We start from the raw sequence: 10,670 nt of genomic DNA, 5'->3' as shown, positions 1-10,670 counted from the left end.
CCGCGGCGACGATCACGGCGATCGTGACGACGGCGAGGGCGCTGAAGATGATCCGGCGGCGGATGATCACTCGACGGGAGACGGGCTTCGAACGGCGTGACACCGCCTCATCGTGACGGCGTGCGCTTATCTACCGCATGTGAATGTGCTGTCGGGAACCTGGATGCCGCGGCGCGAACGCCGAACGCCGGGTCGCACCTCGTGCGGCCCGGCGTTCGTGGGGTGGAGTCAGTGTGCGGCGTCGTACGCGTCGAGAACCTGAGCGGGAACGCGCCCGCGCTCGGAGACGGTGAAGCCGTTCGCTGCGGCCCACGCGCGGATCGCGGTGTAGTCGCGCTGCGCTCCGGCCGACTTCCGCTTGCGGGCGCCCGCGGATGCCGACGACGTCGATGTCGACCGGCCGGCGCTCACGTACGGGGCGAGGATGTCGCGGAATGCCGCGGCGTTCGCGTCGGAGAGGTCGAGTTCATATGCGCGACCATCGAGAGAGAAATTCACGGTCTCTCCCTCGCCGATTTCAAGGACGGTTCCGTCGATATCGTCGACGAGTTGATGCACAATTCTGCGAGCCATGGTCATAACAGTACGTTCTTTGCTCGTGTTATTCGGCGACGCGCCCGAAATGTCAGAAAATCCATCGATCTCGACACGACCGCCCGCGTGATCACCGTCGACGGTGCGGCGCTGCCGTCCGTAGCCCCCGGAATACCGCGAGTTTCGGCGGCTGAGTGAATGCGCCGGCCGTGATGTTCCCCCATTCGACGACGCGGATATTCCGGAGGAATGGCGGATGCCGCCCGCCGCCCGTCGCTCCATCGGAAGGACCGAAATGCATGTGCCGTGCCGAATGCGTGAATTCGACTCTTGTCGCGGAAGCGCCACAGAATCGCGCGCGGGGTGAAAAGAGTCCACGGCGGTCTGTGCGCTGTCGCCGACGTCGACGTAGATGGCGACGACGTCGAAGAAGAGCCCGGGCGGCGGCCGGCCTACACGGACGCGCCGGCCCGGGAGCGTTCGAGATCGATGAGCTGCTGCTTGATCTCGGGATGTCCGCCGTAATCGCCGATCGAGCCGTCGGCGCGCACGACGCGGTGCACGGGTACGACGATCGAGAACGGACTGAGCCGGCACGCGGTTCCCACCGCGCGGTGAGCGCGCGGGCGACCGGCCATCACGGCGACCTCGCCGTAACTCGCCGTCTCGCCGTAGGGGATGTCACCGACGGCCTGCAGGGCCTCGCGGGTGAAGCCGTCGGTGAGGCGCCAGTCGAGAGCGAGCCGACACGGGTCGCTTCCGCCGTCGAAGTATCCGTCGAGCCATGCGGTGAGCTCGGCGGCGGGTCGCTCGTCGTGCACCGGTTCGGCGTGAAGCGCGAGCGAGATCTCGGCGATCGCGACATCGAGCGGTCGGTGCAGCACCTCAAGGGCGACGAGCCCTTCAGACGTGTGCACCATGAGCACTTCGCCGACGGGTGTCGGGTGAGTCGAGAAGGTCGGGTCCGTCATGGCTCCATCATGACGAGCGGCGACAGGGGAGTGGCATCCGACCGCTCGGTCTGAGGGAGCTGCCGCTCGTCGGCGCGCGGGGGAGGAGGCGCCGTGCGGCGTGTCGCCAATCCCGCGAAACCCGCCGGGAATGCCGGGAACCGCGGATTTGCGCCCGTATGGTGACCGTGTGTGGCGAGGCGACAGAACGGCGACGGCGAGCGAGAGCATCGCGGCGCGCGGTGAGGAACAGCCGGAGGCGGTGGCCGCGGCATCCGATGTGTTCTCCCTCGACGAGGCTCGTGCGCGGTTGCGCGCGCAGGCGACGCTCGTGGGCGGGCGGTCGACCCTGCTGCACTACGACGACACCGCCGAGAGCGGTATCGACATCACCAAGGCCCACCCCGGGAGCCTCCCGCAGTTCCTGACCGGTCGGGCGACGCTCCTGTCGAATCTGTTCCGCGACGAGGTCGCAGGCCGCACGGCGCGCATCGCCGGCGCGCGGGTCACCACCAAGCACGTCGAACTGCGCACCGCGCGCGGCCTCGACAGCGTCTTCCTCGCCGTCGGCATGGCGTCGTGGCGCATCGGTGGGCTGGTCTGCATCGCACCCGTCCTGCTGCGCCCGGTCGCGATCCGCCGCAACCAGGCCGACTTCGAGCTGAAGCTCCACGGATCGTTCGTGGTCAACCCCGAGCTGGTCGCCGCCCTCGGCACCCACTTCGGCATCCGGCTCGACGGTGCCGCGCTGGCCGCCCTCGCCATCGAGGACGGCGTCTTCAAGCCGCAGCCGGTCATCGACCACCTGCGGGCGCTCACCGCGCACATCCCGTCGTACACGGTGAAGCCGCGCCTGGTGGTCTCCAACTTCGCCGACGTCGGCTCGGCGCTGGCCCGCGACATCCCCGAGACAGGTCATCTCGCCCTCGACGCCCTGCTCGGCGAGCCCGTCTCGCGTGACCGTCTGCGCGTTCCGCGGGAGCTTCCCGCGCAGGTCGGCCCCGACGAGCGCGCGCCGTCCGCCGACCTACTGCTGCTCGACGCCGACGCGGAGCAGGAGCGCGTGCTCGCCCGCATCGGCGCGGGGCACTCGCTCGCGGTGCACACCCTGCCGGGCACCGGCGGCACCCAGACCGTCATCAACGCCCTCGGCGTGCTCGTGCGCCAGGGCAAGCGGGTGCTGGTCGTGAGCGCCCGCCGTTCGACGCTCGACGGCATCCGCCATCGCCTCGCCGGCATCGGTCTCGACGCACTCGCCATCTCTCCGCGCCACGTGCGGCGCGACCTCATCCGCGCGATCGGACGCAACGAGAAGTCGACCGCGCCGCAGGTGGCCGACATCGACGACGCGCTGCTGCGATTGCGCACGGTGCTGCGCGACTACCGCGGCGCCCTCACCGTCGACCATCCGTCACTGGGGGTCACCGCCCTCGACATCGTGCGGGAGCTCACCCGCCTCGCGCAGCTCTCGCCTGCCCCGTCGACGTCGGCCCGCTTCGATGTGGCCACCCTCGAGCGCCTCCGTGACAAGCGCCAGGCGGCGGCCGAGAAGCTGCGCGCCGTCGCACGTCTCGGCGAGTTCCGCTTCGGCCCCGACGACTCACCGTGGTACGGCGTGACGTTCTCGACCACGGATGCCGCGCGCGACGCGCACGCCCTGGCGGGCAAGCTCAGCCGTCAGGCCGTGCCGAGCCTGCTCGAGCGCGGCTACGAACTCATCGCGCAGACGCGGATGCGTCCCTTCCGCACGATCGACGAGCTGGGCGAGTTCCTGCGGCTGCTGCAGGGCATCCGCCAGTCGCTCGAGCGCTTCACGCCGACCGTGTTCGACCGGCCGCTCGTCGAGCTCATCGCCGCCCACTCGCCCCGTCGCGACGTCGGGATGTCGAGCGCGAACCGTCGCCGCCTGAAGAAGCTGTCGCGCGAGTACGTGCGACCGGGCGCGCACGTCACCGACATGTACGAGGCGCTGCTGCGCATCCAGCAGCAGCGCACCGAGTGGGCGCGGCTCACCGAGGCGGGCGTCATCCCCGAGGTTCCGGTGGGGCTCGCCGACGTGCACGTCGCGTGGCAGCACGTCGACGCCGAGCTCGGCGACCTCGACCGCATCCTGCAGCGTGACGAGGCCCACCGCCTCGCCGCCCTTCCGCTGCCTCAGCTGCTGCGCACCCTGGCGGGGCTCGCGGCCGAGTCGGCGTACTTCGACAACCTGGTCGAGCGAGCCGGCATCCGCACCGATCTCGCGCGCGGCGGACTCGAGCCGCTGATGACCGACCTCTCGGTGCGTCACGTTCCCGAGGGCCAGGTGGGCGCCGAGCTCGAGTTCGCCTGGTGGCAGTCGGCGCTCGAGCACCTGCTGCGCACCGACCGGGCGCTGCTCGGCGCGAACACGTCGGTCGTCGATCGTCTCGAGCGCGACTTCCGGTTGGTCGACGAGGCGCACGCCGCGGCATCCGGCCCGCTCCTGGCGGCGCAGCTGGCGACTCAGTGGCGCATCTCGCTCGTCGACGAGCACGACGAGGCGGTCGCGCTCAAGCAGGCGCTGCGCGACGGCGTGAACAGCGCGGGCGCGCTGGCCCGCACCGCCCCGAGCCTGATGCGCACGCTCGCACCGGTGTGGCTGGCGACCCCGTACGACGTGCCGCTGCTGCGCGACGTTCCCGACGTCGACGTCGTGATCGTGGCGGATGCGGCGGCCCTCTGCCTCGCCGAGGCGGCCCCCGCCATCCGCCGCGGCCGTCAGCTGGTGCTGGTGGGCGACCCCGTCACGCAGAAGCCCACGCCGTTCACGGTCGGGTCGGCGGCCGCGGTCGAGGCGGATGAGTTCGACGAGCCCTTCGACGAGACGTCGCTGTTCGACCGGGCCGAGGGACTCGTCGACGTCGAGACGCTCACCCGCAGCTACCGCGCCGGCGGCGAGGACCTCGCGAGCCTCGTCAACGACGCGTTCTACGGCGGCGAGATCTCGTCGCTGCCGTGGGCCGGCTCCTATCTCGGACGCGGCAGCCTCAGCGTGGACTACGTCGAGGGCGGCGTCGGCACACCCGATCCCATCTCGGGTGCCGTCGAGAGTCCCGAGGTCGAGGTCGCCCGCGTCGTGACCCTCGTCACCGAGCATGCGATCAACCGCGGCACCGAGTCGCTCATGGTCATCACGGCCTCCAAGCGCCACGCCGAGCGGGTGCGCGCGGCGGTCGAGGCCGCGTTCGCCGGTCGCTCGGATGTCGCCGACTTCCTCTCCCGCGACACCGCCGAGCCGTTCGCGGTGCTCACCCTCGAGGAGTCCGTCGCCGAGAGCCGCGACCGCGTGGTCTTCTCGCTCGGCTTCGGACTCACCCGCCACGGCCGTGTGCTCAGCGACTTCGGCGACCTGTCGACCCCCGACGGCGAACGCCTCCTGACGGTCGGGATGACCCGTGCCCGCCGCTCGATGGTGATCGTCTCGTGCATCCGGCCCACCGCCTTCGACGAAGGGCGGCTCGCGCACGGTGCGGCGACGCTCATGTCGATCCTCGGCGGTATCGCCGACCGCACCCGTCACGCCGTGTTGGAGGATCTCGCCGACCCGCTGACGAAGGTGCTCGCTCGCGAGCTGCGCGCCCGCGGCCTCGCGGTCGACGTGCACTACCGCGGGCTGCTCACCCTCGTCGCCCACCACGAGGGCAAGGCCGTGGTCGTCGAGAGCGACCCCGAGACCCAGGGGGACTCGCTGCGCGAGTCGCTGCGGCTGCGCCCGCAGATCCTGCGTCGCCTGGGTTGGCACTACGCCCGTGTGCATGCGTTCGACCTCTACAGCGACCCCGCGGGTGTCGCCACCCGTATCGCGGCGATGCTCGGCATCGCGCCGGGCACCGGCGAAGCACCCGTCATCGAAGAGGCACGCACCGCGCCGCTCGACGACCTCGGGTGAGCCGGTGAGCGGGGCGGACGACGAGCGCCAGCGCGTCGTGCGGGTGCGCGGTGCGCGGCGCGCGCGACTGACGGCGGCGCCGGGCACGAGCGGCGAGCCCGCGGCATCCGCGAACGACGACGCCGCACCCGCCCGGTCGGACGACGGTCCGAACGACGAGCGGATGCGGCGTGAGGTGCCGCCGCACTACTGAGGCGACGGTCGGGTGCTCAGGCCTTCGACTGCTGCTTCTCGAGCAAGTCGCGGATCTGCACCAGCAGCTCGGTCTCGGTGGGCAGCGGCGCCTCTTCGGCCTCGGGCTCCGCACCGATCTTGCGGCGTGCGTCGGCGCGCTCCTTGAACGAGTTCATCGGGAAGACGAAGACGAAGTAGACGACGACCGCCACGGCCAGGAAGTTGATGATCGCGCCGATCACCGCGCCGAAGGCGAAGGTGACCTCGCCGCCGCCGAGGGTCGGCACGGGAACCGCCAGCGCGTCGTTCAGGCTGTCGGCCTTGAAGAGGAGCCCGATCAGGGGGTTGATGACCGAGGCGACGATCACATTGACGATGGCGGTGAACGCAGTACCGATGACGACCGCGACGGCCAGTTCGATGACGTTGCCGCGAAGGATGAAATCTCTGAAGCCCTTGATCACGCGTGATCTCCTCACTTGCCCCGGGGGAGGCGACTAAGAGGCCGCGGGAGCGGCCGAAGACGACGTCTTCGAGTCCGATGATGGCGAAGCGCTGGTCGACCCGCCACTCTCCGCGCCGCTCGCGCTCGATCCCGAGCGCGAATCGGTGCGGTAGAAGCCGCTGCCCTTGAAAGCGACGCCGATCGACCGGTAGTCCTTGCGCAGCAGCCCGCCGCACTCGGGGCACTCGGTGAGAGAGGCGTCGGAGAACGACTGCACGGCGTCGAAGCGGTGACCGCACTGCGTGCAGGCATAGGCGTAGGTGGGCATGGAGTGAGGCCTTCCTCAGCGGCGCGCGGCCGCGAACGTGATGGTGCGGGTGGGGGTGACGACGCCGTCGACGGGTTCGTCGTGCCGGTCGCGCGGCACCTCGTCGAGGATCTCGCTGTCGAAGACGACCGCGTACACCGGCGGGCACTTCTCCATCGAGCCGATCGTCTTGTCGAAGTAGCCACGACCCCAGCCGAGTCGCATCCCGGTGCCGTCGACGGCGGCAGCCGGCACGATCATGAGGTCGACGTCGTTGACCGCGATCGGGCCGAGCAGCTCGCCGGTCGGCTCCGGCAGCCCGAACAGACCCTCGGCGACGTTCTCGTCGTCGGTGGCGACCGCCCAGTCGAGCAGTCCGTCGACGCGGGTCACGGGAAGCAGCACCCGGATGCCGCGCCGTACCGCCGCGGTCAGGAAGTCGCGGGTTCCCGGCTCGGTCGGGGTGGAGATGAAGCACGACACGCTGTGGGCGTCGACCGATGCCACGAGGGCGTCGAGCTGGTCTGAGACCCCCTGGGCCGCGGCATCCCGAGCCGCTTGCGGCAGCTGGGCGCGGCGCTCGCGCAGCTCCGCGCGCAGGGCCCTTTTCTGCGTATCGACGGGGTCGGTCATGGTCACGATTGTAGGCAGGGTGGCCGATAGGATCGGCCCATGTCTGCGCACAAGCCGTTCAAGGCTGTCATCCCCGCTGCGGGTCTGGGCACTCGCTTCCTTCCGGCGACGAAGGCCATGCCGAAGGAGATGCTGCCGGTGGTCGACAAGCCGGCCATCCAGTACGTGGTCGAGGAAGCGGCCGGTGCGGGCATCGACGACGTGCTCATCATCATGGGGCGCAACAAGACGAACATCGAGAACCACTTCGACTCGGTGCCCGAGCTCGAGCAGAAGCTGCGCGAGAAGGGCGACCTCGACAAGCTCGCGAAGGTGGAGCACTCCAGCGACCTCGCGAACATCCACCTCGTGCGCCAGGGCGAGCCGAAGGGCCTCGGCCACGCGGTGCTGTGCGCCAAGGCGCACGTCGACGACCACCCGTTCGCGGTGCTGCTGGGCGACGACCTCATCGACGAGCGCGACCCGCTGCTCACCACGATGCTGCGCGAGTACGACAAGCGCGGCGCGACGGTGATCGCGCTCATGGAGGTCGACCCCGACAGCATCCACCTCTACGGCGCGGCCTCGGTCGAGCCGACGGAGGACGCCGGAGTCGTGAAGGTCACCGGCCTCGTCGAGAAGCCGAAGAAGGAGGATGCCCCCTCCAACCTGGCGGTCATCGGGCGCTACGTGCTGAGCCCCGACGTGTTCGAGATCCTCGAGCGCACGGCGCCCGGCAAGGGCAATGAGATCCAGCTCACCGACGCGCTCGAAGAGCTCGCCGCCAACCCGGCGCAGGGCGTCTACGGCGTCATCTTCCGGGGACGCCGCTACGACACCGGCGACCGGCTCGACTACATCAAGGCGATCGTGCAGCTCGCGAGCGACCGCGACGACCTGGGCCCGTCGCTGCGCTCCTGGGTCAAGGACTTCGCCGCGACCCTGTGACGGCCGCGCACGAGACGATCGGGTCGCCGGCGTGGACCTGAACATTCCGCGGGAGCACGGAGCCATCGGGCTCCGGCTGGTTCGCCAGCGCGATGCGCGCGCCCTGCAGGACCTCCTGCTCGGCAATCGGTCGTGGCTGCGCCCGTGGGAGGCGACGAGCCCCGACGGCATCGTGTCGCTCGACATGCGGGTCGGCGTGCGCCGGCTGCTGCAACAGTACCGCGACGGCCAGGGCGTGCCGTTCGTGATGGAGTACGACGGCGAGGTCGTCGGCCAGTTGAACGTGTGGGGCGTCGCGCGGGGATCGTTGGCCTCGGCGACGATCGGCTACTGGATCGGCGAGCAGTTCGCCGGGCACGACATCACCCCGACCGCGGTCGCGATGGCCACCGACATCTGCTTCACCGAGCTGCGACTGCACCGCATGGAGATCTGCATCAGGCCCGAGAACCACGCGAGCCTTCGGGTGGTCGAGAAGCTCGGGTTCCGCTACGAGGGGCTGCGCCGCCGCTACATCCACATCAACGGCGACTGGCGCGACCACTACGCGTTCGCGCTCGTCCGTGAGGACGTCCCCGAGGGAGTGCTCGCCCGGTGGGCGGCGGGTCGTGCCCCGCAGGATGCCGCCGACATCCCTCCGCAGGACCGACTCGAGCCCTGACTGCTCCGGCTCGACACGCGCGCGCGTGACGGGGGAGCGGCAGCACTCTCCCTTACCGTGGTGCCATGGACGGGCAGTGGCTGGGTGGCGGAGTGATCGTGCTCGTCGCGGCTGCCCTGTGGCTGCTGTACTTCGTGCCCTCCTGGCACTCCACGCACCGATACAACGCCGCCGAGCGCAATGCCGTGCGCTTGGGTCAGGCGCTGCGCATCCTGGCGGAGACGAGCGACACCCCTGACGAGGTGCGCATCGAGCTCGGCGCTCGCGCGAGCCACGCGCAGCAGCGCCTCGCCCGCAAGACGATCGCCGAGCAGCAGGAGCTCGAGGCGGTGCGCGCCCAGCGCGAGCTGGACGAGACGCGCGCCCTCCTGAAGGCCGAGCGCGAGGACGCCGCCGAGCGCGCCCGCGCCGACCGACTCGCCGCCCGCATGCGGCCGGCCGCGCGACGCCGTCGTGCGCGCGTGGTCGCCTCCACGTTCGTGCTCGCCGCGCTCGCGCTCGCCGGCGTCGGCGTCTGGCAGTTGCTGACCGCGGGCACGCAGATCTACCTCTGGGCGGCGGCAGGTGTCTTCGCCGTGTCCCTGCTCGTGCTGCAGCGCATCGCGATGCTCGCGACCCGGTCGCGCCGCGTCGAGGCCGCACCCGTCGTGTCGGCACCCGTCGTGAGCGAGAGGGTGCCGGTGCCGGTGACGGATGCCGCGGCATCCGCGACCTGGGAGCCCCGCACCCTGCCCAAACCCCTCACCGCCTCGGCCGGATCGCAGGCTGCGGCCATCGTCGCCGCCGAGGAGGCGCGCGCGGCCCTGCGCCGCGCCGCGGTGGACGAGGCGAAGCGTCAGCGCGCGGCACAGGCCGCTCCGCCCTCGATCGACGTGGCGCGCGTCGCTCGCGTGGAGGCCCCCGCGCCGTCGCAGTACGCCGGCATGGGCTACGTCGACGACGCCGAGATCGAGGCGCATGTGCGCTCGCTGCTCGACGCCCGCCGCGCCGGCTGACACGACACGCGCGACGCGCCCACGGGGCCGCCTCGATGCGAGGCGCGGCCGGGCCGCGTGGTAATGTATCGGAGGTTCACGGGCCTGTGGCGCAGTTGGTAGCGCGCTTCGTTCGCAATGAAGAGGTCAGGGGTTCGAATCCCCTCAGGTCCACCACACCAGCCGAGACGCCCCCTCCAGGGGCGTTTCGCCGTTTCGGCGGAGTCGCCCTGATCCCCGCCGACCACTAGCGTGAGCACGTGAGCTCACAGCCCCGGTGCCCCCACTGCCGGCACTTCGTCTACCTCGACGCCCTGACTTGCCCGGAGTGCGAGGCGGAGCTCGGGTATCAGCTGCTCACCCAGCAGTTCTACGGGCTGCGCGACGGTCGCGTCATCATCGACGGGGAGACCTGGTACACCTGCTCGAACCGTGGCTGGCAGTGCAACTGGCTCGTGCGCGAGGACGCGCCGACCGGTCTCTGCTTCTCCTGCCGCCTCACCCGTACGCAGCCCGATGCCGACGACACCGTGGCCCTCGAGAAGCTCGCCAAGACCGAGGAGGCGAAGCGCCGTCTTGTGCTGCAGCTCGGTCAGCTGGGGCTGCCGATCGTCGGCTGGGACGTGCAGCCCGGCGGGCTCGGTTTCGATCTGCTTTCGAGCCTGTCCGACGGCAAGCGGGTGATCATCGGGCACGCGAACGGCATCATCACCATCGATCTCGCCGAGAGCCTCGACGACCGTCGTGAGGCGCTGCGGGTGCGGCTCGGCGAGCCGTACCGCACCATGCTCGGGCACCTGCGTCACGAGGTCGGCCACTACTACCAGAACGTGCTCATCACCGACGACGCCACGTGGGATCGCTGCCGTGAGCTGTTCGGTGACGAGCGCGAGAGCTATCAGGATGCCATCGCCCGCCATTACCGGTTCGGCGCGCCCGACGACTGGAACGAGTCGTATCTTTCCGAGTATGCGACCATGCACCCGTGGGAGGACTTCGCCGAGACCTTCGCCCACTACCTGCACATCACCGGCACCCTGAAGACGGCGGCGGCCATCGGCATCCATCTCGACGCCTCGGTCACCAACCTCCGCGACATCGACGTGATCCCTCGCGAGTCCTACCTCGACCAGCCGGTGCAGCCTCTGCTCAACG

At 70.5% G+C, this 10,670-nt stretch carries 11 protein-coding genes and 1 tRNA gene; 7 read left to right on the top strand and 5 right to left on the bottom strand.

Features of this window, described 5'->3' with window-relative positions:
* Positions 1-228 precede the first annotated feature (228 nt).
* Entirely contained in the window at positions 229-573 is a 345-nt protein-coding gene (locus ASG00_RS13380; RefSeq protein ID WP_056210377.1) for a histone-like nucleoid-structuring protein Lsr2, read from the bottom strand.
* Between the two features lie 413 nt (positions 574-986).
* Positions 987-1,505, bottom strand: a complete 519-nt coding sequence (locus ASG00_RS13375) for a methylated-DNA--[protein]-cysteine S-methyltransferase (protein WP_056210195.1) — start codon at positions 1,503-1,505, stop codon at positions 987-989.
* 130 nt (positions 1,506-1,635) lie between these two features.
* On the opposite strand from ASG00_RS13375, the gene ASG00_RS13370 reads away from it, so the two are divergent.
* Positions 1,636-5,394 (top strand): AAA family ATPase, encoded by a 3,759-nt coding sequence (locus ASG00_RS13370; RefSeq protein WP_416361449.1) that lies wholly within the window; start codon positions 1,636-1,638, stop codon positions 5,392-5,394.
* 4 nt (positions 5,395-5,398) lie between these two features.
* The gene (locus ASG00_RS13365) at positions 5,399-5,587 is read left to right on the top strand and encodes a hypothetical protein (protein ID WP_045248597.1); all 189 of its coding nucleotides are present in this window, start codon (positions 5,399-5,401) and stop codon (positions 5,585-5,587) included.
* Between the two features lie 16 nt (positions 5,588-5,603).
* On the opposite strand, the gene mscL is transcribed toward ASG00_RS13365, so the two are convergent.
* The 3 genes from mscL to ASG00_RS13350 are packed head-to-tail and all read right to left on the bottom strand — an operon-like array spanning position 5,604 to position 6,953.
* Complete coding sequence (gene mscL, locus ASG00_RS13360; RefSeq protein ID WP_045248598.1) at positions 5,604-6,032, bottom strand: large conductance mechanosensitive channel protein MscL; 429 nt, start codon at positions 6,030-6,032, stop codon at positions 5,604-5,606.
* A 33-nt stretch (positions 6,033-6,065) separates the two neighbouring features.
* Complete coding sequence (locus ASG00_RS13355; protein ID WP_056210193.1) at positions 6,066-6,341, bottom strand: FmdB family zinc ribbon protein; 276 nt, start codon at positions 6,339-6,341, stop codon at positions 6,066-6,068.
* Positions 6,342-6,356: 15 nt separating this feature from the next.
* Positions 6,357-6,953: a 5-formyltetrahydrofolate cyclo-ligase gene (locus ASG00_RS13350; protein ID WP_056210192.1), complete on the bottom strand. Its 597-nt coding sequence runs from the start codon at positions 6,951-6,953 to the stop codon at positions 6,357-6,359.
* Between the two features lie 39 nt (positions 6,954-6,992).
* Here ASG00_RS13350 and galU point away from each other — a divergent pair, with 39 nt between their 5' ends.
* The 5 genes from galU to ASG00_RS13325 all read left to right on the top strand — a co-directional run.
* On the top strand, positions 6,993-7,880 hold the full coding sequence (galU, locus tag ASG00_RS13345; RefSeq protein ID WP_056210190.1) for a UTP--glucose-1-phosphate uridylyltransferase GalU: 888 nt from the start codon (positions 6,993-6,995) through the stop codon (positions 7,878-7,880).
* Positions 7,881-7,911: 31 nt separating this feature from the next.
* Complete coding sequence (locus ASG00_RS13340) at positions 7,912-8,541, top strand: GNAT family N-acetyltransferase (RefSeq protein ID WP_056210188.1); 630 nt, start codon at positions 7,912-7,914, stop codon at positions 8,539-8,541.
* 65 nt (positions 8,542-8,606) lie between these two features.
* Entirely contained in the window at positions 8,607-9,536 is a 930-nt protein-coding gene (locus ASG00_RS13335; protein ID WP_056210186.1) for a hypothetical protein, read from the top strand.
* Between the two features lie 80 nt (positions 9,537-9,616).
* Positions 9,617-9,692, top strand: a tRNA-Ala gene (locus ASG00_RS13330).
* Between the two features lie 83 nt (positions 9,693-9,775).
* Positions 9,776-10,670: putative zinc-binding metallopeptidase (locus tag ASG00_RS13325; RefSeq protein WP_082483253.1), on the top strand; the 895-nt coding region annotated here is incomplete at its 3' end.

Source organism: Microbacterium sp. Leaf351, assembly GCF_001423825.1.
GTDB classification, from domain to species: Bacteria; Actinomycetota; Actinomycetes; order Actinomycetales; family Microbacteriaceae; genus Microbacterium; species Microbacterium ginsengisoli.
The sequence above is the reverse complement of the archived record's forward strand: the minus strand, read 5'-3'. Positions and strand labels throughout refer to the sequence as shown.

What these genes read in the sequence shown, in the direction of transcription:
- ASG00_RS13380 (WP_056210377.1), bottom strand. Translation starts at nt 573, where the DNA reads ATGGCTCGCAGAATTGTGCATCAACTCGTCGACGATATCGACGGAACC.
- ASG00_RS13375 (WP_056210195.1), bottom strand. Translation starts at nt 1,505, where the DNA reads ATGACGGACCCGACCTTCTCGACTCACCCGACACCCGTCGGCGAAGTG.
- ASG00_RS13350 (WP_056210192.1), bottom strand. Translation starts at nt 6,953, where the DNA reads ATGACCGACCCCGTCGATACGCAGAAAAGGGCCCTGCGCGCGGAGCTG.
- ASG00_RS13370 (WP_416361449.1), top strand. Translation starts at nt 1,636, where the DNA reads ATGCCGGGAACCGCGGATTTGCGCCCGTATGGTGACCGTGTGTGGCGA.
- ASG00_RS13335 (WP_056210186.1), top strand. Translation starts at nt 8,607, where the DNA reads ATGGACGGGCAGTGGCTGGGTGGCGGAGTGATCGTGCTCGTCGCGGCT.
- galU (WP_056210190.1), top strand. Translation starts at nt 6,993, where the DNA reads ATGTCTGCGCACAAGCCGTTCAAGGCTGTCATCCCCGCTGCGGGTCTG.
- ASG00_RS13355 (WP_056210193.1), bottom strand. Translation starts at nt 6,341, where the DNA reads ATGCCCACCTACGCCTATGCCTGCACGCAGTGCGGTCACCGCTTCGAC.